This window comes from Psychrobacillus sp. (genome assembly GCF_032154225.1).
Classification (GTDB): Bacteria; Bacillota; Bacilli; order Bacillales_A; family Planococcaceae; genus Psychrobacillus.
Genome location: NZ_JALDYF010000029.1, coordinates 1 through 23,486 on the forward strand (window position 1 = coordinate 1; position 23,486 = coordinate 23,486).

The following is a 23,486-nucleotide window of genomic DNA, read 5'->3' on the forward strand; positions in this document are numbered from 1 at the left end:
GCCTACTTCAATTGACATAAAAAAAATGCTCCTCCTTAAAATTTAAGCGACTCTTAACGAATTTGTATGATGTAATCATACATACTTCTACCTTTATTATATCTAACAAAAAAAGAGTGTCAATAAGACTACTCTTTTGTATGTCTGTTTTTATATTATTTATCGTCACTTTCAGGCAAAGAGAAAATAATTTCTCCTTCTTCTGAAAGAAAATAATCTTTTCTTAATAACTTGCCAATGTACTCATCATCATTCAACTTCGATATTTTAAGGCTTAGCATTTCTTGCTCTTCTTGTATTTTTGCAAGTTCTTCTACCACTTTTTCTTTTTGCTCTATTTTTTGATCTAAAGCATTATTACTCAAAACTAATTGCGAAACTAAAAAACTAATAACCATAATAGACATCACAGTAAAAACAGCTAATCGTCTATACAAACGAACCTTCTTCGCTCTACTCTTCTTGTCTTGACGTTCTACCGAGCGAACATAGTCAGCATTGATAGATGGAATTTGCTTTTCTACAGATGTATTTCTTTGCCTATTTTCCATTTCGCTCTCTCCCATCAGACTTTTTCAAGTTTTTCGTGTGTTTTATATTATACTGGATGTTCTGTTTTTTCTGAAGTGCCAAATGCCATATTTTTTTAATGGGAAAAAGTAAAGGATGGACAATAGCTCCTATGATTAATACAAAAAAATGCAAAATTTTACGAATAATCATAATAAGCGTATATAAAATAAACCAAATAGGCTTTACGATTAAACGCACAAAGATTCTTCCAGCTAGCCGAAAAACAGGTTGAAAGATCTGTTCATACAAAATAATTCCAACCATTTGCGCTAAAGGATCATATACTCTCCATATCCCATCCCGCACAATATACAATAAGTAAAAAGTTCCGAATCCAAGCAACAGCCAAACAATTACTTCTATTCCTATACCATATTTAAAAACAACGGAGCGTCTCGGAAAAATTCCCGTTAAAAATCTTGTCATTTCGATGATTGCGCCTATTAATACTCCGCTTAAAACCATCAAAAGCAAGCTAGAAAATTGAAGAGAGAGTGTCATCCGAATAGTTTATGAAGTAATCCTCTAGCCCCGTCTAACTGCTGCTCATCGTCATACTGCATCGTTCGAACAACTCCCTCTAACGTCAAAAGACCTTTATCTACATCCAAATGAACAATCTTCAACTCTTCTCCTTTAATATGAAGAATACCTTGCGACGTTCTCACATAAAACTCTTGTTGATCGAATCTCTCAATTGATTTAACGGATGTTAAGTCCATTCTCTTTCTATTTCTTAATGAAATTAAATGATCCCCCGAAGGAATAGTAATTGTTTGATTTTCAGCTTGATATTGCATATAATCTCTCCTCTCCTTGTCCTATCATTTCATTGTATGCACATAAAAAAAAAGCATGACAGTTGCCATGCTTTTTTACATTAAATTTTAATCTTCATCATCAATAAATGCTGGATCAACTTTCTCAAGTCGTTCCTCATTTGTAATCGTGAACATCGATGCAGCTTCCTCTTTTTTAGCAGATTCTCTAATCGCATCAATCGTTGCCGTTACTACTTTTTGGCCAAAACGAATCGACAGTTCATCTCCACCTTTTACAACGGAGCTCGCTTTCGCTACTTTGCCGTTAATCGTAATTCTTCCTTGATCTGCAACTTCCTTTGCCAACGTTCTACGCTTAATCAATCGAGAAACTTTTAAAAATTTATCTAATCTCATTTCCACACTACCTCTCTAATTTCTTCGCTTCTTGCCAAAATTGCTCGAGTTCATCTAAATTATAACTGGAAAAGTCACCTTTTCCTTGCTTTACACTCAATTCAACAAAGCGAAATCTTCTTTTAAATTTTTCATTTGCCTGAATCATTGCTTGTTCTGGAGACAAATTATAAAAACGGGCCAAATTTACGATTGTGAATAATATATCGCCTAGTTCATCGACTTGTGTATCTTTCGTGCCGTCTTCTAGCTCTTTTTTCCACTCACTTAACTCTTCCTCAAACTTTTCCCACGCACCGGCTACATTTGGCCAATCAAAGCCTACTTTTGCTGCTTTCTTTTGATAATTAAAAGAAGTTAACAAAGAAGAATCTGCCCGTATCTCTCCATTTAATAGTGACTCCGAGGCATCTCGTTTCTCTTCAGATTTAATCTGTTGCCAGTTGTGAAGCACTTCTTCTGTATTATTTGCAACGATATCTCCAAATACATGAGGGTGTCTACGAATCATTTTTTCCGAAATGGAATGAAGTACATCTTCCATGCTGAAATATCCGTCATCTTCCCCGATTTGTGCATGTAAGAACACTTGTAATAACACATCTCCGAGCTCTTCCACAATATGCTCGTCGTCTTCTTCATCAATTGCTTGGAGAAGCTCGTACACTTCTTCTACGGCATATTTCTTCAGCGTTGTATGTGATTGCTCTTTATCCCATGGACAGCCATTAGGTCCCCTTAAATCCGCAACAATTTGACGAAGCGTTTGCCATTCCTTCAGTCTGTCCTGCTGATCGTGTATAGGGGGAACGTATAAAGTTGTTAAATTGTCTAATTCCATTACTCTATCTAACTCATACAATGGAACTTTCGTTAATTTTTCGGCCGTTGAACCTGCTGCGGTAACAATTGTTACTTCGTATTCATCTGGATATTTTTCCATTAGCGTTAGTTTAACTTCCGATGCACTAAAAGCGTCATACACTTGTCCAATTAATACATGAGACCCCATTTGAATATCGTCTCGTTTAAAACTTGTACCATCTATCAGCTGAAATCCTTCAATTGGATCGATGCGTAAAGCTGCGAAAATAGGATCTAAAAAGCTTTGTCCACCTTCGATGCGAATTTTCACTTTCCCTTTTTTCTCCGCCTCAATGAGCAGTTGCACCGTTTGTTCGGCCACTAATGGATGCCCTGGAACTGCGTATATAATAGATTTGTCTTTAGCTAATTGAATAAGCGTCTCTACAATTTCTTCATACACGGCTTCAAATTGATCGTTTTTTTCATAAACTGCATCAAAACTAGTCCAAGTCAGCCCTTCTGTTTTTAATTCTTGTAAAACTGGGTGCTGCTCCGTACGAACGTATAAATGTTCGGCGGCCTTTAGTTTTTTATATATACCTAGAGGCAACTGATCCAAATCACTTGCTCCGAGACCAATAACTGTAATTTCATTCATCTGCTCACAACCTTACTTTTCTTTATTCAACCAAAGCTGAAAAGTAGCCATTCTTCTGCCAAATGGCAATAAAAACCACTCTTTCTCTGCAATAACACGTCTTTTTGCAATAATTGTTAAAAATAGTGTCGCCCCTAATGTTACGGCACTAAGAGAAATAACTACTGACTGAATGCGACTCGGCAAACTACCGAATAACACGGCATCTGCCAACCATACATAGGCTGTCACACATATGATCATCATAAACGACGCAATCCCAATACCTTTGTAAAAAGCAAGAGATGCAAATCGAATATTCCAGACTTTTTTAAAATAATAAAACATACATAAAAATACAATCGCTAAGCTAATGTTCCCTGCAATGGCTGCGCCCATTACACCATATGTTGCTATAAGCATACCATTTAATAGCCATTTACTACATACTCCAAGCAGTAAAATGATCGTTGGAAGTTTTACTTTTCCACTTCCTTGTAGCATCGCCATTAACGTTAGGATTAAAGACATCCACACAATCTGAAACGAGAATACCATTAATGCAGCTGATTCTTCCCGCGTTTGAAACAGCATTTCATTCACAAATGGAAGCACTGTTATTAGCCCAAGCGCTGCCGCTATTCCAAATGTAAAAGCAACACGGTAAGTTAGTTGCATAAACGGAATAGCCGTTCTACCCTTTTCTTTATTCATCTGGTGCGCAATTAACGGTACGATTGCAAGAGATAGAGTAGATGCAATAACAATACCTAATTGTACAAGCGGTTGCCCTCGGTCATAAATTCCTTTCAGCTCCATCGCTTGCTGCTTCTCCATCCCATTTTCTAATAGCATTTGAAAAACGGTGAAAGAATCAACAAGCTGCATGAATAAAAACAGCAGTGCGCTAATACTTACACTTACGCTAATCATCGTCAAATCTTTCACAATGCGCCAAACCGGTACAAGTTGTTTAGAATTATCCAATTTTTTATGTATCGTTTTTTTCCAATACATATACGAAAGAAACACAACTCCGGCAAGCTCTCCAGCGACCGCTCCATACATCGCCATGCTCCCAGCTTTGTATAAATCCAAACTATTCGAAACAACAATCCATGTTCCTAATAAAATAACAGATACTCGAACAGCCTGTTCCACAACTTGCGCATAAGCAACCGGCCCCATCCGACCATCCGACTGAAACTCTCCTTTTAAAACAGCAAGCATCGGCATTAACAAAATGACATACGCCCCCACTTTTAATAAGCGCGCTAATTCCGCATCTCCCATAGCTCCTGCTATCAAATCAGCTCCAAAAAACAAAAACAGAAAAAATATAATGGATATAATGCCAATATAAATAAAAGCAATTTGCAAAATTTTAGGTACTGCATCCGATTTTCCTGATGCTTTATAATCTGATAATATTTTCGACAATGCTACCGCAAATCCATAAGAAGTCCACGTCGTAATAATTCCGATGAAAGGATATACTTGTTGGTAAATATAAAAACCTTCATCTCCAACCAAGTTTTGAAAAGGCACACGATAAATTACACTAAGCAACTTCACAATGACTGCTGCGACCGTTAACATAGCCGCACCTTTCATATACGTTTTCATATTCCATTCCTGACTCATACACAAATCCTTCTTCCATCCAGCAATGCATCTATTATACATAAGAAATGCGGTTGCGTCCTTTAAAAACCAGGACACATTAGCAACGTAGTTTCCAGTTCACTCTAGGCTTTGCATTGGGCTATAAGATGAACGGAGAAATTATTATAGCTTGTTGGAAGTGGCTGCGCCGCTTCCAACAAGCATTTAATCGGTCATCGTAGGGCAAATGTTCGCCCTCCGCTCGCCAGAAACTTTAGAGCTAAGTAATTTAATACTTTTGGCAATAGAAGAAGCAAGTAATTTCTATATGCTTTGAAGGCAGCCAAAGATTCAATTTTGCCGGCTCTCTGTAGATTTTTATAAAGCGACACTTCTACATTTGAACATAAAGTGGAGAAGTAGGAAACAAATTTACTTCGTACGAAAATTGTCGGTCTATTTCTAACTAGAGGTGCCCATGAACTTTTTTCTCTTCCTCTTACATGAAAATAGTTGAGTAGGAAGAACATAAATACACTCCAATAAGCAAGATGGATGTAGTGAAAAGCGGAGACTCGGGTGGAAAAGCGCGAGCTGAAGACCCTGGACTGAGCGACGGGAGGGAAGCGGCTGAAGCCGTGCCCACCGAACGCGTCCGCTTGTAACGAAATCCACTCTCCCCATCCTTATACCCGCTTCCTCTCTATAGACACTGTAAACCCTGTGTTCATGCTACATTTTCATATATTTTCTAATCAATGCAAAAAAGCCTTTCTCAATTGAGAAAGGCTTTCTTCTAACTTTCCATTTGTTTAGCAAGAAAATTCGCTGCTGTTTCAACAGCTTTTAATTCTGCTTCCCCTATAAAATGAACTTTCGAAAGCAAGAAGACTGCTCCAATTGGATCGCCTGACGCAATAATTGGTGCAATACAATAAGACTTTACGGACTCAAATACCCCCGGAACCCATTCAATAGAGTTTTCTAGCTTCTCCGACACAATTGATCTCTTGCTAACAATTTCTTCAACATCGGGACTAAGCCTTCTGTTCATATAATCTTTTTTCGATAGGCCTGCCACCGCAATCATTTCATCTCGATCACTTATTAATACAGGCGTTCCAAGCGTTTCATATAAAGTTTCAGCATACTCCTTGGCAAACTCACTAAGTTCACTAATAGGAGAATACTTTTTTAAAATGACTTCCCCTTCTCTATCCGTAAAAATTTCCAATGGATCTCCTTCACGGATACGAAGTGTTCGACGTATTTCTTTTGGAATAACGACCCTACCTAAATCATCAATACGACGTACGATGCCTGTTGCTTTCATGTAATGTGCCTCACTTTCGACAGATTGGAAACTAAAGTTCATTTCTGCCATAGTATGCATCACATTACCAAAAAATATGCAAAATGCTAATTCGCTTCAAGTATTTCTTTTTTAGCTTCTGGCAACAACTTCATCATTGCTTCTAACACATCAAATGCATTAAACTTACCTGTTTTTCGCTCATCTATTGTCATAACTAAATTAGCGTTATCCATACCAAATCCAACCGCACGTCCATAAACCATTGATTTTTCTACAAGCATCGCACCATTTATATTTTGTGAACCTTCTGCATCAAAACGAATAGAAACGATTTTATTTACTTCTTTAATCGACTCCACACCTGTCGCTTTCCCCCAAATTTTCATACGCGCAATTCGAAGTAACTTTTCCGCTTCCAGTGGAAGATCTCCAAAACGGTCTTGCAATTCATCTACGAGATCAAAAAATTCTTCTTCTTTATCCATCGCTTTCACACGTTTGTACATTTGAATCTTTTGATTGCCATCTGGAATATATTCATCTGAAATATAAGCATCTGTAGATAACATAATTTCAAGATCCACGATATCTTCTTTTTTAATTCCAGTACGTTTTTCTTCAATCGCTTCTTCTAACATTTGCGTGTATAAATCAAACCCGACCGAATCAATAAACCCATGCTGCTGCGAACCTAATAAGTTCCCAGCTCCTCGGATAGATAAATCACGCATCGCAATTTTAAAGCCTGATCCAAGCTCTGTAAACTCTTTAATCGCTTGTAATCTTTTTTCTGCAACATCCGTTAATACCTTATCTCTTTGATGCATTAAATACGCATAGGCAACTCGATTAGAACGTCCTACACGACCACGTAATTGATAAAGTTGAGACAATCCCATTTTATCCGCATCGTGAATAATAAGTGTATTTACATTTGGTATGTCTATACCTGTTTCAATAATTGTTGTTGTAACTAACACATCATATTCGCCTTCCAAAAAGCTAATGATTACGGACTCAAGCTCTGTTTCAGCCATTTGTCCATGCGCAAAACCAACTCTTGCACTTGGAACAAGCATTTGGATTTCATCTACTTTTCGCGTAATATCTTCTACGCGATTATATAAATAAAATGCCTGTCCTCCTCTTGCTAGTTCTCTTTCTATCGCTTCTCGAACTAATGAACCATTAAACTCCATTACATATGTTTGCACAGGAAAACGGTTTTTAGGTGGCGTTTCAATAACGGACAAATCACGCACACCAATCATCGACATATGCAATGTACGTGGAATAGGTGTCGCTGTTAATGTCATAACGTCTACGTTTGTTTTTAAGTGCTTAATCTTTTCTTTATGTTTTACTCCAAATCGCTGCTCTTCATCGACCACAAGAAGCCCTAAATCGTGATAGATAACGTCTTTCGATAAAATACGATGTGTCCCAATAACTACATCAACCATACCTTTTTTCAACCCACTAACAGTTTCTGCTTGCTGTTTTTTAGAGCGGAAACGGCTAAGTAAGCCAACTTCTATCGGAAAATCTTGAAAGCGCTCTAGCATTGTTTCGTAGTGTTGTTGAGCAAGAATAGTTGTCGGACATAGAAAAGCAACTTGCTTCCCTTCCATTACTGCTTTAAACGCTGCACGAATAGCTACTTCTGTCTTCCCGTAGCCTACATCACCACAGATTAAGCGATCCATTGGCCTTGGACGTTCCATATCTTGTTTTACTTCTTGAATAGAACGAAGCTGATCCTCTGTTTCTTCGTAAGGGAAAGCAGCTTCAAAAGATTGTTGCATATCTCCATCTGGTTCAAATGCATAACCTACCTCAGACTCTCGCTTCGCATAAAGTTTTATTAACTCATCCGCAATATCTTGTACGGCTGCTGATACTTTTATTTTTGTTTTCTTCCAATCGGCTCCGCCTAATTTATGAAGCTTTGGATCTCTTTCTCCTGAAGCAACATATTTTTGAATGAGGTCAATTTGATCCACAGGAACAAATAGTTTATCTTCACCGCGGTAACGAATATGCAAATAATCCTTATGGATTCCATTTATTAAAAGTGTTTCTATTCCAATGTATTTCCCTATACCGTGATGGATATGCACGACATTGTCGCCGGGTTTTATTTCCGAATAACTTTTAATTCTTTCCGCATTTGATACTTTTTGTGCTCTTGCCTTTTTCTTATGCTTTTGCTTAAATAATTCGGCATCTGTAATAACAGCGATCCTTTGAAGTGGCAATTCAAAACCAGCCTCTAAGTCTCCATCTACAATGTAAATGCCGGGATTACTTAAATCATCCGTCGATGCACCAATCTTTGAAACTATTTCATAGTCTTCTAAAACAGTATGAACCTTTTGTACTCGCTCTTTTCCATCTGCTAAAATAACGACTCGAAACTTCCCTTGTACAAAACGCTCTACTTCATTTTTTAATAAATGCATTTGTCCATGAAAGTTTTGCATTGGTTTACAGGAAAAACTAACATTCTTTTTAATCGTCACACCAGAAAAAGTACGTGAAAATAACGATAAGTATAACTTTTCGTTTGAAAGCATTTGAATAATTTCTTTTAAACTGAAGGATGGCTTCACATTATGAACCGTTTTTCCTTCTTCAAGCAAAGCTAAAAACCAATCATTTTCCTCTCGTTCTAATGTTTCAGTTACTTCTTGAATTCTTCCAAGTTCATCGAATAGTACAATGCCTTCTTGGTCGAAATAATCCCCTAAAAAGTTATTACTAGCTTCTAGCAAAGAAACATATTTCATGAACTCTCTCGGTTGTTCTCCTTGCTTTAACAATTCAATATCGTGTTGGATATTTTGATAAAATAAATCTTTTATTTCCGTGACTTTTACTTTTTTTAAGCTTTCTGCTAATGATTCTTCTAACTTATGTGCAAGTAATGCCTTTTTACCTTCTGTTAACACGTATTCTGTTGCTGGTAAAAGGCGAATATTTTTTAGTTTTTCTAAGGAGCGCTGATCCTCAGCAGAAAATGTTCGAATCGAATCTACTTCGGTATCAAATAATTCGATACGAATAGGATGCTCCACATATAGTGGATAAATATCTACTATACCGCCTCTTAAAGCAAATTCACCTGGGGAAGTAACCATAGGCTGTCGTACATACCCCATATTCACTAGACGTAGCAGCAGAGTTTCTAATATTATTTCTTCGCCTTCAGCTATCGAGATAGTACTTTCACGCCAATCTTGTACGCTTGGCATATGCTTTTTCAAGCCTGCGATAGGAACTATGTACACCCCATTTTTCTTTGTTAACATATGATCCAATGCTTCAATACGTTGCGCTCGAAGCTCTGGACTTGTTATCGAAATATCGGCAGCAATTAGCTCATCCGCAGGATATAAACGCACTAACTCTTCCCCGATTAACTTCACTAAATCCTCAGTTAGCTTTTGTGCATGCAATAAATTAGGTGTCACAATTAAAATAGATTTTTTACGCGCGCTATAGAGCATCTTACTAAAAACTGCCCTTGCACTTCCTGACAATCCAGTAATCAGCTGCTGATCCTGTCCTTTCTCTAATTCTTTCACTAGCTTTTGTATATGCACATCTTCGATCAATAAATTGCTTAAAAGCTCCATTTCAACCCCCCGTTCTAAGAAATATGCGAAACTATGTAACTACACCATATTCAAACAGTAAAAAGGCTTTGTGCACGAAATCGTGCCAAAGCAACTTTACTGTATCCACTTTTTCAATGCGTAATAATTAGGGAACTTTTGTAGTGAATTTTGACATTCTTCACAAATACACTGTATCGTATAATTCCCTTCAGTGCCGTGCTCTATATACATATCTTGTTCTTCAGGTGTAATATCATTTTTCAATAAAAACTGTTCATCAATTGAATCAAATGGCAATTGTCCAATCTCTGTTTCACAATGACGGCATTTATAGCGAATGGTCATGCCTAAAACCTCCTTTTTAGGAAGTATAGGTATTTCACTCAAAAATTATGCACCATTATAAGTATTCATTACTTCTAAAAAGCTTTTCGACAACCATAGCTCACAAGCATCGGCACTTTTTTTCACAGCATTTGAAATATCTATTTTTTCATCATCACTAAACTTAGACAACACATAATCCGGAACTTTCATCCCATTTGTAGGACGATCAACGCCAATTCGAATTCGATTAAATTCTTGTGTCCCTAAATGTTGAATAATTGATTTAATGCCATTATGCCCTCCTGCACTTCCTTTTTGTCGCAGGCGGAGCTTGCCTACCTGTAAGTCTAAGTCATCGTAAATAACGACGATTTCTTCGTCCTCGACATCAAAGTAATCCATCATTGGCACAATACATTCACCTGATAAGTTCATATACGTTAACGGTTTTAATAGCATCACTTTTTCCGTTCCTACATGAGAAATTCCGTACATCCCATTAAACTTCGATTGTGTAAGTGGTATATTTAAACGATTTGCAAGTTCATCAATTACATGAAATCCGATATTATGTCTCGTTGCTTCATACTGTTTTCCTGGATTTCCAAGACCAATAATGATTTTCATTCATTTCCATTCCTTTAATACGTATTTCTGTTCATTTTACCATAACCAAATAAAAAAAGTACAAGCGACTTATGCCTGAAATAAACCGTTGATTTCCACTACGGCGGACACTTTTCGTGTATCCATCTTGTCAGTAAAAAAGAAAAAAGATTGTCAAAAGACAATCTCTCTACTTTTATTCTTCTACTGTTGTTGTTTCTTCTGACTCAGCTTCTGTTTCCGGTTCTACACGAGGAGCGGATACAGTTACTAATGTATATTCATCTTCGTTAATGATTGTGAAATTTGTTTTACTTCGTATATCTGCAACCGTTAAAGTATCGCCAATCACAAGTTCAGATACATCTACATCTATACTTTCTGGAATATCAGATGGTTTCACTGCAATGATCACTTCTCGATTCGGTTGTTGGAGCATTCCACCTTCCGAAACTCCCATTGAATCGCCAGTTACATTTACAATCACACTTACTTCTAACTCTTCCTTCATATTGATCGCCAAAAAGTCTACATGAATCATCTGACCCTTTAATATGTTCATTTGATAGTCACTCATCACTACGTTAAGAGAATTTCCTTCTACTTCTAGCTTCATGACACCATTACGACCAACTTCACGAAGGGTTTTCGCTAAGTCTTTTTCATCCACTGCTATTGCTTGAGACTCCATTTGGAAGCCGTAGACTACCGCCGGGATAAATCCACTTTTCCTTAAATGTGCATTATCTTTATGTTCACGCTTTTGTGCCTTAACGATTGTACTCATTTACTTTCACCCTCCTAATTAGGTAACTATTTAGATGTATACCCGCTTTTAGGAAGTTTCAAACATTTATGATGGAAATAGCCTATTTATATTCTACTCTTGGCTATTACTACATCACAAAAAGTTTACAATCAATCAAATAGTGTGCTTACTGATTTCTCTTCATACACACGTACAATTGCATCACTTAATAATTTTGCTACCGATAATTCTTTAATTTTCGGAGAAGACTTATCTTCTGTTAATTGAATAGAATTCGTAATAACTAGTTCTTTAATAACTGAGTTATCAATACGCTCGATTGCTGGACCTGATAATACTGGGTGTGTGCAGCATGCATAAACTTCTTTCGCTCCGCTTTCCATCAATGCTTGTGCAGCAATAGAAATAGTACCTGCAGTGTCAATAATATCATCAATTAGAATAGCCGTTTTGCCTTCTACATTACCAACGATATTCATTACTTCTGCAACGTTTGGACGTGGACGACGCTTATCAATAATAGCGATAGATGCTTTTAAGCGATCTGCCATTTTACGAGCGCGCGTAACCCCACCGTGGTCCGGTGATACGATAACGATTTCTGCTGGATCAAAGTTTTTAGTTAAGAAATACTCAGATAAGATTGGTTCTGCCACTAAATGGTCGATTGGAATATCAAAGAACCCTTGAATTTGAGGTGCATGCAGATCAAGTAAGATTGCACGAGTAGCTCCTGCAGTTGTCAATAAATTTGCAACTAATTTAGCCGTAATTGGCTCACGAGCACGTGCTTTTCTGTCTTGTCGAGCATAACCATAGTAAGGTAATACTACACTTACTGTACGTGCTGAAGCACGTTTCACAGCATCTAGCATGATTAATAATTCCATAATATGCTCATTTACAGGACCTGAAGTTGATTGCACGATAAATACGTCACAGCCACGGATACTTTCTTCAATATTGATTTGAACTTCCCCGTCACTAAATCTTGTTACAGTACTTTTCCCAAGAGGAACACCTACTTCTGCTGCAATTTCTTCAGCAAGTTCCTTATTAGAATTTAAAGTAAAAATCTTTAGTTTTGAATCTGCGTATTGATATGACATGATAGTCCTCCTGAGTGGGTTATATTAGTTTAGTTTTTTGGCATAGCCATCTTTATTTTCTTGACGCACACGGCCAATGGCAAGTGCATCTGCTGGTACATCTTTCGTAATTGTAGAACCTGCTGCGACATATCCTTTTTTACCGATCGTAACTGGTGCAATTAGATTTGAATTACAACCAATAAATGCATCGTCTTCGATTGTCGTAACGAATTTATTTTTTCCATCATAGTTCACTGTTATAGTTCCACATCCAACGTTCACATTCGAGCCAATCGATGCATCTCCCATATAACTTAAATGAGAAATTTTACTACCATTGCCTACTGTAGACTTTTTCACTTCAACAAAGTTACCGATTTTCACATCATTTCCAACTTCAGATTGTGGTCGGATATGCGCAAATGGTCCAATTGCCGTATGATCTCCCACTTCGCTTGATAACACAACGGATGAATGAATCGTCGTACCATTTCCAATTGTACTTGAAACGATATGGCTATTCGGACCAATCGTACAATTTTCACCAATTACTGTTTTTCCTTCAATAATTACACCCGGTTGGATAACCGTATCAGCACCGATAATTGCATCAGAGCTAATATATGTATTTTGAGGATCAATAATTGTCACACCTTCTCGCATATGATGCTGTGCAATACGTGCTCGCATCGTTTGCTCTGCTTGTGACAATGCAATGCGATCGTTTACTCCAAGAATTTCATCAAAATCAGTTGCTGTAAATGCTGAAATAATCGCATCTTCTTTTTGAAGAATACCAATTACATCTGGAAGGTAATATTCCCCTTGTGCATTTTCATTTGTTACTAACTTCAGTGACTTAAATAATGCTTCATTATCAAAGCAGTATGTTCCGGAGTTAATCTCTTTCACAAGTTGTTCTTCTGATGACGCTTCTTTTTGCTCTACAATGCTGTTTACGTTACCGTCTGCTGTACGAATAATTCTTCCATACCCAGTTGGGTCATTCGCAATTGCAGTTAAAATAGTTGCCTTTGCACCTGTTTTTTTGTGGTGATCTAATAACTGCTGCATCGTTTCAGCAGAAATAAGCGGAGTATCTCCACATATCACAATCGTTGTTCCCGAAAGATTTGCAATCATTTTTTCTGCTTGTAAAACTGCATGTGCTGTACCTAGTTGCTCTGCTTGAAGTGCATATTCACTTCTATCACCTAGTTCACTTTGAACAATTTCTGCTCCATGACCGACAATCGTAACGATTTTCTCTACACCTAGCTTTTCCATGTTTTCTACAACATGCTCTACCATGGGCTTCCCACACACAGGGTGCAGTACTTTATATAAACTTGACTTCATACGAGTTCCTTTACCAGCTGCTAAAACCACCGCATAGGTGTTTGTCATTTTCCGTTTTCCCTCCAGTGGGCTAATTTCCTCTTTTGACTATAGCGGAAATGACACGATTTTTCAAGGAAATATCTCTTGACAAATACATGACAAAACAAGTATTATAATTATTTTTTTCATATTAAAAACCATTTCCGCAATATGGAAATGGTTTTTAATCTAATTTATCCAATTATACTTTAGCAGTAACCTCTAGATTTTTCAAATAGCTTATAGCTAATCTACTAATCAATAACTAGCTTCCTCTATTGGTTCTTCTTGATCACTACTTAAATGATACGCATATAAAACTGCTTCTTGAATTTTCGTTCGCGTTCCCGGATTTATAGGATGCGCGATGTCTCTAAATTCTCCATCCGGAGTTCTTTTACTCGGCATGGCAACAAATAAACCTGCATTTCCATCAATTACTCGAATATCATGTACAACAAACTCGTTGTCCAGTGTAATGGAAGCGATCGCTCTCATACGACCATCTGTTAGTACCTTACGCAATCTCACGTCAGTAACTTCCATTTCCTCACCACCTCTCATCTTGGTTGCAAAAATCTCTCTCACTGATTATTCAACAAAACTAATGAATATCCTTCTTTTCTTTCGAAAGTTTTCTAAATATTTTAAATTTATTTTTCCGAAAGAAAAAAGCATATCTCCCGAAGGAAATATGCTTTAGCTAGTTATACAATTGCAATGACTTCTATTTCTACTTTTACATCCTTTGGTAATCTCGCTACCTCAACAGCAGAACGAGCTGGCTTATGACCAGCAAAATGCTTTTCATACGCTTCGTTAAATTCGGCAAAATCATTCATATCTTTTAAAAACACTAATGTTTTAACTACTTTAGATAAAGAAGAACCTGCTTCTGTAAGCACTGCATCTAAATTAGCAAATACTTGCGCTGTTTGTTCTGTAATAGAGCCTTCTACTACTTCGCCTTGGGCAGTTAATGGGATTTGTCCTGAACTATAAAACATGCCATTAACGACTACTCCTTGTACATATGGACCAATAGCTGCAGGAGCATTAGTTGTTGATATTGTTTTCATCTGATTTTCCACCCTTCTCGAAATAATTACCTTCCGTCAAAGCAATTGTACCATCTTTTTCATTCACTTCATGTAATTTCACTAGTGATAAATAATCGAGTACTAACTGTTCATCCGCATGTTCCGCCTCTACTAGCACTGCAATCCCCGCTAATTCACAATTAAACTCTTCCAGTAAACTCTTCATACCATTAATCGTTCCGCCGACTTTCATAAAGTCATCCGTTATTAACACACGTTGACCTTTTTCCATACTTCTTTTCGAAAGAACCATCGTCTGGATACGTCGTGCAGAGCCAGATACGTAGTTAATACTGACAGTTGGACCTTCTGTTACTTTGCTGTCTCTACGCACCACTACGACCGGTACATTTAAATGTCTTGCAATAGCATGTGCAATAGGAATACCTTTTGTTGCAACCGTCATAATTGCATCTATTTTTTCATTTGCAAACGCAGAAGCAAAAACCTTTCCGATTTTATTCATAAGAGCAGGATTTCCGAGCAAATCCGTCATGTATAAATAACCACCTGGCAAAAGGCGCTCTGCTTTAGTAAGCTGTTCAATTAAATCTGCCGCCACTTTTTTTACATCTTCATTTGTCATTGTCGGAATAAACTTCACGCCACCAGCTGCTCCAGGGACAGTTACAAGCAGTCCTCTTCCTCTTTCTTCAAACGTTTCTTTCACAATCGTCAAATCTTCACTAATAGATGATTTAGCTGATTCATATAAAGATGCGAAAAATGTTAACGGAATTAGTTTATGTGGATGCTCCATTAGATATTGCGTCATATCTACTAATCGTTCACTTCTTTTCCATTTCATACGGTCACCTCCAAACACGAATATTTTATAGAAAACTTAACACAATTATACGTGTTTAAGCAAGTGTATCCCGTTCACCAACTAATCGAACAGCATAAACTTCATCACAAAAGCCACGAAGTCCATTATAAATTCTTTGTACTCTCGATTCTTGGTAAACTAATCCGAATACAGTTGGTCCACTACCACTCATTAACACGGCATCTGCTCCAAACTTTTGCATTTGCTCTTTCAACCCGGCTACTTCCGGATATAACTTTAACGTAACATCTTCTAAAACATTTCCAACTGATGCACACATTTGTTCAAAGTTTTTCGTTTCAATTGCTTCAATCATTTGTTTCGTATTTGGATGTACAATTTGATCTATTTTTAAATTCCCATAAATGTCTGCTGTAGAAACTCCGAGTACTGGTTTCGCAAGAATTACCCAACAGTTAGCAGGTGAAGGGAGTTCTTGAATTTTTTCTCCTCTACCAGTCGCAAGAGCTGTTCCACCATACACACAAAATGCGACATCAGAACCTATTTTTGTCCCTATTTGTGCTAGTTGATCTAGTGATAGCCCTAGACCCCAAAGTGTATTTAATCCTCTTAAAGTAGCGGCAGCATCGCTACTACCACCAGCTAGTCCCGCTGCCACCGGGATATGCTTTTCAATTGTAATCGAAACACCTGATTTCACACGATACATTTCTTTTAATATTTTAGCTGCTTGATAAGCCAAATTTCGATGATCATTTGGAACAAAACGGTCTACCGATAAAATATGTATTTGTCCATCTTCTCTTATTTCTAATCCAATACGGTCTGATAAATCTACTGTCGTCATAATCATTTCAACTTCGTGATAACCGTCTGGACGTTTATGTAATACATCAAGTGTTAGATTTATTTTGGCAGGTGCTTTAACATAATACATTTCATCTGCTCCTTTTCAAAATTATACTGTTCCCTATTTTACCACAGTACTTTCTGTTTGGAAAAATAAGAAAAGGCGGATTTCTCCGCCTGCTAGTTGCTTTCGATTTATAATATCCCGTTTAAACGTATACGTATAGTATATTCCATCAATGGAACTTCACAAGATTTACTCAGGTCTTTTCGCTTGTTGCTCAGCCATTTCAATTGCTCGTTTCACCATATTTCCCGCATCACGTGATCTTATGCCACCCCAGCCCTCAGTTTTGACTACCTCATAAAATCCAAGATCTTTTGCAATCTCTTCTTTCAATTGATCAGACATAATCCCTTTTCTTCTAGCCATTTGGTGAATCCTCCTCTTGAACAACTAGCTTTTATAGTATGTCCGACAAACAGAAAAAAACTCCTTCTATTCGCAAGAATAAAAGGAGCCTTTTTAAAATATAAAAAATAAAAGTTCTAAAAAATCATTTTACAACTATCAAATTATTTGCTTCATCAAAAATAGTGATTTCTACTGCTTCTGTCAAAATGTCTGCATAACTATACGATACACGTTCAAAAGAATTTTCATCTTGATCCAAGTCGATAACGAACACAGCATGATAAGTTTCTCTTAGTATGCCTGCACGCTCAATTGTTTTCTTACGTCCCCCGTTTGCTTTTAACTGCAAACGTTTGCCTAAATGATGATCTAATGACTTTTTAATATCTGCTAAAGTTTTTGGCATTTCGCTTACACCTCACTAAATACCAGTATACCATCTACATATTTTTTTGTCAAACAAATTATTTTAACAATCTAAGCATACACTTGTCAACACATTTATTCTTGTAATTCCGCACTTTCCTTCATAAATATTACTAATATTGTAACAAGTATTATTAATGAAAATGAGGATATAGCTCATCTGCAAGATGTCCGAATTCTTCAATAGATAAAGTTTCCCCTCTTCGCATAGGGTTTACATTTACTTTTTCTAGCGCTTGTAGGATTAATTCTTTTTTCGCTTTCCCATTCGGTAAAGAGGTTTGCAAGTTATTAATAATTGTTTTTCTTCTTTGTACAAAAGATCCTCTTGAAACTTTAAACAAGAAATCTTCATCGATTACACTCACCGGTGGCGTTTCATGACGCGTTAACTTAATAACAGCAGAATCTACATTAGGTTGAGGCATAAAAACGGTTTTAGGCACTATCATAGCCACTTCTGCCTTCATATAGTATTGAATCGCTATAGAAAGAGACCCATACTCTTTTGTCCCAGGAGAAGCCGTAATTCTATCCGCAACTTCCTTTTGCATCATAACAACCATTCCACGAATAGGTAAACGATCCATGATCAATTTCAACAAAATAGGTGTCGTCACATAGTAAGGCAAATTAGCGACTACCATTACATCTTCATAACCCGCTAATTCCTCTTGGAATATTTTCGTTACATCCGCTTCTAATATATCCGAATGTATAATATCAATATTGTCATACGGAGACAATGTATCCTCTAAAACCGGCAATAATCGTTGATCAATTTCAAATGCGACAACTTTTCCGGCTGCTCTAGCTAAATGTTCTGTTAAAGCACCAATCCCTGGTCCAATTTCTATTGCTGCAGACGTTTTTGTCAGATCTGCGTGTCCTACAATATTTCTTAAAATATTTGGGTCGATTAAAAAGTTTTGTCCTAAGCTTTTTTTAAAAGAAAAGCCATACTTTTTCAAAATTTCTTGTGTACGTAGTGGTGTTGCAATATCTTTTTGCATAAATTAATTTTCCTCCAAGTCGAGCTGCAAGATTGCTTCTTCAAGCTGCTGCTTACTAATTTGAAAAACGGAAAGACGTTTGTGTAGTTGCTTCCCATTCGTATAGCCTATTTTCAATAATTCTCCAAGCATTGTTCTTCGTGCCTTGGCATTTGGGTGCCCAATAAGTTTCCCTACCACTAAAATATCAAGTGGGATATCTTCTGTTATATCTGTTTCAGACTTCGGTGTGTATACATTAGCAAGCGCGCTCCGAATATCTTCGTCCTTTGCATGCTCAATGCCTAAACCCTTCCCATTTTTAGCAATTGTTTTTTCCTTTGATAAAAACGCATGCTTCACTCCTGGAACATGCTCTTCTATAATTGCGCGTATACGCCTTCCAGGGTAATCTGGATCCGTAAACACAATGACTCCTCTTTTATCCTGTGCATGTTGAATTTGAATCAGCGTCTCTTTCGAAATAGCAGACCCATTCGTTTCAATTGTATCTGCTTCAACAGATCGTTTTACGGCTGTTGTGTCGTCTTTTCCTTCTACAACTACCACTTCTTTTATTCGCAAATAAACTTCCTCTTTTCTATCCTTCTACTGCTTTCTATCATAACGCAAAAAAGCTTCCCCAATCAATGATAGGGAAGCTATAGGAAACTAATTTAATACTTTTATACGTACTTTTTTACGCCCAAAATCATATGCTTGCGATTTAGATGGCATAAATAGATCAATTTTATTGCCTTTAATTGCCCCACCAGTATCTCCAGCTACCGCATAGCCATAGCCTTCTACCCATACTTTTGAGCCTAATGGAATAACACTTGGATCTACTGCAATAACTTTTAAATCTGGATTAGCTTTTAAGTTAATACCAGTCTTTGTTGTACCAGAACATCCATTACAATAAGCAGTATACGCTGTTGCAGTCACATAAAACTCAGTGCCACCTGCTGGAGCTGACGTTCCACGAGATACACTTGCTGTCACCACTTTTGAACCTACTGCTACAACTTTTTTCGTTGGTTCTTTCGTAATCTTTTCACTGATCAGATTACGTGCAACTTCCTCACCGTTTTCACTTACAACTTCATAAGTTCGCGAAACAGATCCTTTTTCTCCCGCTTGCACAATTTTTTCTTTCCCTTTAAGTAGCGAGCTGTCTTTTTTCGTTTCTACTGCAAAGTTTGTTTCTTCCTCAACTACATCGGTGACCTTTTCTACTCGCACTACTTGTATTACAGAATTAGGAAGTAATACTTCATCCATTTCCCGTTCAACTCGGTCGAATTCATTCAATTGAATGTTATGTTGTTTTAAAAAGTCAGCGACCGTATTCGAAGTGGACCATACCTTCATCTCTTCCTTGCCGTCAATAAGCGTTAATTCAAATGCTTTTTCGATTGCAATTTTGTTATCAGGTCCAACCTCTGCATCCGCAGCAGGTGTTATTGCATCATGTTCTATTGTTTGAACATTAGCCTTTGCTAGTACTTCTGAAACTAAATCAGCAGTTGTAGAGATTGTTTGAGTTTCTCCATTCACCGTGATTTCTATTTGTCTTGCCTGCTCCCACTCAATCGATAAATTATTTTCGATAGAAGTGTTCACTGAGGGTTGTAAATAATCTTCGTTGGCAACTACTATATTTTTTTGCTCTAGTAATTCCCCAACTGTATTTGCATGAGTTAAAAATTCTTGTTGTTCGCCGTTCACTGTTAATGCAACAGTTTTCTTTGTTCCTTCGTATAAAACGAAAGAAACCACTGCAAGAAACAATAGTAAAGATGCTAATGTTACTAGTGTTTGCTTGCTCCTCAATGAATGAAAGAACAGGTTCTTCATGGTATTATTTGACATGAAAAACGCCTCCTTGTTCACTCGAGTGATTATATAGAGTACTTTCCTTCTTGTCAACACTTTAGGACTAATCTAACTATTCCAAGGTGTGAAAAGTTTCCTATATTCCCAGTATGGTATGTTTTCTTTTTTTTAATCATTTAGACGGAAAAAATTGTTTGCGTTGTTCGTAGTTTCTCTTGCTACTTGCTCAATAGAAATTCCTTTTAGGCGTGCAATCTCTTCTGCGACAAGCGTTACGAGTGCCGGCTCATTTCTTTTTCCCCGATGAGGATGTGGTGCTAAATAAGGTGCATCTGTTTCGATCAATAAATACTCCAACGGAATTTCCGTCGCAACTTCTTTTGGCTTTACAGCATTTTTAAATGTTACCGGTCCCCCTAAAGAAATCATAAAATTCATATCGATACATTGCCTAGCTGTTTCTACACTTCCACCGAAGCAATGCATAATTCCACCTGTTAAATATGCTTCTTCTTCTTGTAAAATTCGAAGTACATCTTCCGTCGCGTCTCGGTTATGAATAATAATCGGTAAATTTACTTTTTGCGCCAGACGAATTTGTTTACGAAATACTGCTTGCTGAACATCTTTCGGTGATTTATCCCAATAATAATCTAATCCCATTTCTCCGATGCCAACTACTTTTTCATGCGCTGCTAATTCTTCTATCCATTGTAAATCTTCTTCTGTGCAATCTATTGCATCTACTGGATGCCAACCAATTACTGCGTAAATAAATGAATAGTCTTCTGCTAATTTCATCGCTCTTTCAATTGTCTTTCGATCGAATCCTATAACGACCATTTTAGAAACTTTTGCTTCTAATGCTCTATCTATTACTTCTTGGATATCCTCATCATATTGATCTGCGTTTAAATGAACATGTGTATCTATATACATAGTGTTTTCTCCTTTAGTGTTCGCTGATTTTAATTGACATTTTTATCAGCCACATACAAAAATAGGTTTATTGTATAGTGGCATATATTATTTCACAATATTATTCATTCAAAAAGGCCCGTCACATTTAAGCGACAGGCCTATTTTACTGCAAAAAAGTGCTAATTATTTTACTTGTGCACCATTTTCAAGTTTTTCATCTACAGATGCTAATGTTAAATAGCCGTCTTTTTCACCAGCAAGAATCATCCCTTGAGATAATTCTCCTCTAAGTTTTACCGGTTTTAAATTCGCAACTACAATTACTTTTTTACCGATAAGCTCTTCTGGTTTGTAATATTTCGCGATTCCAGACACAACTTGACGCTTTTCATACCCCATATCAAGTTGTAACTTCAGTAATTTATCCGCTTTTGGAATTGACTCACACTCTATTACTGTCGCTACACGTAAGTCTACTTTAAAGAAATCATCAATAGAAATTTCTTCTGCTTGCGGCTCTTCTTCCACTTCTTCTTGCGGCGTTTTTACAGATCCGCGCATTTGGTCACGAATATATGCTACCTCTACTTCTACATCTAATCGTGGGAAGATTGGTACGCCTGTTTTTATTACTTCTGTTCCGTCTTTGATTACGTTAAATGAACCTAAAAGATCCCAGTTTAATAAATCTTCTGTTAACCCAAGTTGCTTAACAATCTCTTTTGGACTTTTCGTCATAAACGGCTGAAGAAGTGTTGCAATTTGACGTAAGCTTTCTGCTAAATTAGTCATAACTGCCGCTAGCTGACCTTGTGTTGCCTCTTCTTTTGCAAGTACCCATGGTTGTGTTTCATCGATATATTTATTCGTACGAGACACCAAAGCCCATAGCTCACCTAGAACAACGCTAAATTGCATTTTCTCCATACTCGTTTCATACTTTGTAACTATTTCTTTTGCAAACTCATGGAGCACAGCATCGAATTCTGTTGCTTCTCCTTGTTGTACTGGGATTTTCCCATCAAAGTATTTATTAATCATCGAAACTGTTCGGTTTAACAAGTTCCCAAGATCATTCGCTAAATCAAAGTTTGTGCGCTCCACAAAAGTCTCTGGGGAAAATACACCGTCTTGTCCAAATGGAAGCTCACGTAATAGGAAATAACGTGCTGCGTCAAGACCATAGCGTTCTACCAACATTTCTGGATATACAACATTTCCTTTGGATTTAGACATTTTTCCATCTTTCATCATGATAAATCCATGAGCAAATACTTTTTTAGGCAGTGGTAAATCTAATGCCATTAAGAAAATCGGCCAGTAAATCGTATGGAAGCGTACAATATCCTTTCCGACAACATGAACATCTGCCGGCCAATACTTTTTGAATAATGTATCGTCTTCTGAAAGATATCCTAATGAGGTAATATAATTTGTTAACGCATCCACCCAAACGTAAATAACATGCTTGGCATCTCCTGGAACACGAATTCCCCAGTCGAACGACGTTCTAGATACAGACAGATCTTCTAAACCTGGTTTGATAAAGTTATTAATCATTTCATTCTTTCTTGACTCGGGCTCGATAAACTCTACATTATTCTCATAATAAGCTAACAAACGATCTGCATACTTCTTCATATTAAAGAAATACGATTCCTCTTTTACTTTATGAACAGGACGATTACAATCTGGACAATTTCCATTATCTAATTGTGATTCTGTATAAAAAGATTCACATGGTGTACAGTACCAACCTTCGTACTCCCCTTTATATACATCCCCATTATCTAAAAACTTTTGGAAAATCTTCTCCACGCTTTTTTTATGACGCTCTTCCGTTGTTTGGATAAAATCATCATAAGAAATATCCATTAAAGCCCATACTTTTTTAGCCGTTTCCGCAATTTCATTCACATATGCTTGCGGTTCCATACCAGCCTCTTGTGCTTTTTCCTGAATCTTTTGACCGTGCTCATCCATTCCTGTTAAGAAGCGCACATCATAGCCTCTTAGCCTTTTATAGCGTGCCATTGCATCAGAAGCTACCGTTGTATAAGCAGTGCCAATATGAAATTTTCCACTTGGATAATATATCGGTGTTGTTAAATAAAATGTCTTGTTTTGATCTTTCAATGTAAAAATGCCTCCAATGTTAAATCTACTTTATACTCTATTCTATCTAAACGAAGTACTTGTTTCAATTAATTAATCGTAAGTATACTTTAAGAATATTGTCGAAT

24 protein-coding genes are annotated in these 23,486 nt (G+C 37.0%); all 24 read right to left on the reverse strand.

The genetic code is table 11. The features are described 5' to 3' along the window. Positions 1 to 155 precede the first annotated feature (155 nt). The 24 genes from RUH95_RS20390 to metG all read right to left on the reverse strand — a co-directional run bounded on the left by RUH95_RS20390 (position 156) and on the right by metG (position 23,379). Positions 156 to 551, reverse strand: a complete 396-nt coding sequence (locus RUH95_RS20390; RefSeq protein ID WP_313894747.1) for an FtsB family cell division protein — start codon at positions 549 to 551, stop codon at positions 156 to 158. Further along, entirely contained in the window at positions 541 to 1,074 is a 534-nt protein-coding gene (gene yabQ, locus RUH95_RS20395) for a spore cortex biosynthesis protein YabQ (RefSeq protein ID WP_313894748.1), read from the reverse strand. Before yabQ ends, RUH95_RS20390 begins: the two co-directional genes overlap by 11 nt. Then, complete coding sequence (yabP, locus tag RUH95_RS20400) at positions 1,071 to 1,373, reverse strand: sporulation protein YabP (RefSeq protein ID WP_313894749.1); 303 nt, start codon at positions 1,371 to 1,373, stop codon at positions 1,071 to 1,073. Before yabP ends, yabQ begins: the two co-directional genes overlap by 4 nt. Positions 1,374 to 1,460: 87 nt before the next feature. Next, positions 1,461 to 1,751 carry an RNA-binding S4 domain-containing protein gene (locus tag RUH95_RS20405; protein WP_313894750.1) on the reverse strand — a complete coding sequence of 97 codons (291 nt, stop codon included), beginning with the start codon at positions 1,749 to 1,751 and terminating at the stop codon, positions 1,461 to 1,463. Between the two features lie 7 nt (positions 1,752 to 1,758). Next, the gene (yabN, locus tag RUH95_RS20410) at positions 1,759 to 3,216 is read right to left on the reverse strand and encodes a bifunctional methyltransferase/pyrophosphohydrolase YabN (RefSeq protein ID WP_313894751.1); all 1,458 of its coding nucleotides are present in this window, start codon (positions 3,214 to 3,216) and stop codon (positions 1,759 to 1,761) included. Positions 3,217 to 3,228: 12 nt separating this feature from the next. Continuing rightward, entirely contained in the window at positions 3,229 to 4,839 is a 1,611-nt protein-coding gene (locus RUH95_RS20415) for a putative polysaccharide biosynthesis protein (protein WP_313894752.1), read from the reverse strand. A gap of 757 nt (positions 4,840 to 5,596) precedes the next feature. Then, positions 5,597 to 6,133: a stage V sporulation protein T gene (gene spoVT / locus RUH95_RS20420; protein WP_313894781.1), complete on the reverse strand. Its 537-nt coding sequence runs from the start codon at positions 6,131 to 6,133 to the stop codon at positions 5,597 to 5,599. An 86-nt stretch (positions 6,134 to 6,219) separates the two neighbouring features. Then, positions 6,220 to 9,753, reverse strand: coding sequence for a transcription-repair coupling factor (mfd, locus tag RUH95_RS20425; protein ID WP_313894753.1), 3,534 nt, complete (start codon positions 9,751 to 9,753; stop codon positions 6,220 to 6,222). Between the two features lie 96 nt (positions 9,754 to 9,849). After that, positions 9,850 to 10,080 carry an anti-sigma-F factor Fin gene (locus RUH95_RS20430; RefSeq protein WP_313894754.1) on the reverse strand — a complete coding sequence of 77 codons (231 nt, stop codon included), beginning with the start codon at positions 10,078 to 10,080 and terminating at the stop codon, positions 9,850 to 9,852. A 45-nt stretch (positions 10,081 to 10,125) separates the two neighbouring features. Then, the gene (gene pth / locus RUH95_RS20435; RefSeq protein ID WP_313894755.1) at positions 10,126 to 10,689 is read right to left on the reverse strand and encodes an aminoacyl-tRNA hydrolase; all 564 of its coding nucleotides are present in this window, start codon (positions 10,687 to 10,689) and stop codon (positions 10,126 to 10,128) included. A 175-nt stretch (positions 10,690 to 10,864) separates the two neighbouring features. Continuing rightward, positions 10,865 to 11,455 (reverse strand): 50S ribosomal protein L25/general stress protein Ctc, encoded by a 591-nt coding sequence (locus RUH95_RS20440; protein WP_313894756.1) that lies wholly within the window; start codon positions 11,453 to 11,455, stop codon positions 10,865 to 10,867. Between the two features lie 131 nt (positions 11,456 to 11,586). Continuing rightward, on the reverse strand, positions 11,587 to 12,546 hold the full coding sequence (locus RUH95_RS20445; RefSeq protein WP_313894757.1) for a ribose-phosphate diphosphokinase: 960 nt from the start codon (positions 12,544 to 12,546) through the stop codon (positions 11,587 to 11,589). A 24-nt stretch (positions 12,547 to 12,570) separates the two neighbouring features. After that, positions 12,571 to 13,935 carry a bifunctional UDP-N-acetylglucosamine diphosphorylase/glucosamine-1-phosphate N-acetyltransferase GlmU gene (gene glmU / locus RUH95_RS20450; protein ID WP_313894758.1) on the reverse strand — a complete coding sequence of 455 codons (1,365 nt, stop codon included), beginning with the start codon at positions 13,933 to 13,935 and terminating at the stop codon, positions 12,571 to 12,573. A gap of 231 nt (positions 13,936 to 14,166) precedes the next feature. Next, positions 14,167 to 14,454: a septation regulator SpoVG gene (gene spoVG / locus RUH95_RS20455; protein ID WP_313894759.1), complete on the reverse strand. Its 288-nt coding sequence runs from the start codon at positions 14,452 to 14,454 to the stop codon at positions 14,167 to 14,169. Positions 14,455 to 14,615: 161 nt separating this feature from the next. After that, on the reverse strand, positions 14,616 to 14,987 hold the full coding sequence (locus RUH95_RS20460; RefSeq protein ID WP_313894760.1) for a RidA family protein: 372 nt from the start codon (positions 14,985 to 14,987) through the stop codon (positions 14,616 to 14,618). Beyond that, positions 14,965 to 15,816 carry a pur operon repressor gene (gene purR, locus RUH95_RS20465; protein ID WP_313894761.1) on the reverse strand — a complete coding sequence of 284 codons (852 nt, stop codon included), beginning with the start codon at positions 15,814 to 15,816 and terminating at the stop codon, positions 14,965 to 14,967. The genes RUH95_RS20460 and purR overlap by 23 nt, the downstream gene beginning before the upstream one ends. 55 nt (positions 15,817 to 15,871) lie before the next feature. Continuing rightward, on the reverse strand, positions 15,872 to 16,738 hold the full coding sequence (gene ispE, locus RUH95_RS20470; protein WP_313894762.1) for a 4-(cytidine 5'-diphospho)-2-C-methyl-D-erythritol kinase: 867 nt from the start codon (positions 16,736 to 16,738) through the stop codon (positions 15,872 to 15,874). Between the two features lie 168 nt (positions 16,739 to 16,906). Further along, positions 16,907 to 17,083 (reverse strand): small, acid-soluble spore protein, alpha/beta type, encoded by a 177-nt coding sequence (locus RUH95_RS20475; RefSeq protein ID WP_313894763.1) that lies wholly within the window; start codon positions 17,081 to 17,083, stop codon positions 16,907 to 16,909. A 124-nt stretch (positions 17,084 to 17,207) separates the two neighbouring features. Next, on the reverse strand, positions 17,208 to 17,471 hold the full coding sequence (gene veg, locus RUH95_RS20480; protein WP_313894764.1) for a biofilm formation stimulator Veg: 264 nt from the start codon (positions 17,469 to 17,471) through the stop codon (positions 17,208 to 17,210). 154 nt (positions 17,472 to 17,625) lie between these two features. Continuing rightward, entirely contained in the window at positions 17,626 to 18,504 is an 879-nt protein-coding gene (gene rsmA, locus RUH95_RS20485; RefSeq protein WP_313894765.1) for a 16S rRNA (adenine(1518)-N(6)/adenine(1519)-N(6))-dimethyltransferase RsmA, read from the reverse strand. A gap of 3 nt (positions 18,505 to 18,507) precedes the next feature. Then, positions 18,508 to 19,068, reverse strand: a complete 561-nt coding sequence (rnmV, locus tag RUH95_RS20490) for a ribonuclease M5 (protein ID WP_313894766.1) — start codon at positions 19,066 to 19,068, stop codon at positions 18,508 to 18,510. Positions 19,069 to 19,155: 87 nt separating this feature from the next. After that, positions 19,156 to 20,358, reverse strand: a complete 1,203-nt coding sequence (locus RUH95_RS20495; RefSeq protein ID WP_313894767.1) for a resuscitation-promoting factor — start codon at positions 20,356 to 20,358, stop codon at positions 19,156 to 19,158. Positions 20,359 to 20,490: 132 nt separating this feature from the next. Next, complete coding sequence (locus RUH95_RS20500) at positions 20,491 to 21,261, reverse strand: TatD family hydrolase (RefSeq protein ID WP_313894768.1); 771 nt, start codon at positions 21,259 to 21,261, stop codon at positions 20,491 to 20,493. A gap of 165 nt (positions 21,262 to 21,426) precedes the next feature. Then, the gene (gene metG, locus RUH95_RS20505) at positions 21,427 to 23,379 is read right to left on the reverse strand and encodes a methionine--tRNA ligase (RefSeq protein WP_313894769.1); all 1,953 of its coding nucleotides are present in this window, start codon (positions 23,377 to 23,379) and stop codon (positions 21,427 to 21,429) included. Positions 23,380 to 23,486: the final 107 nt, after the last annotated feature.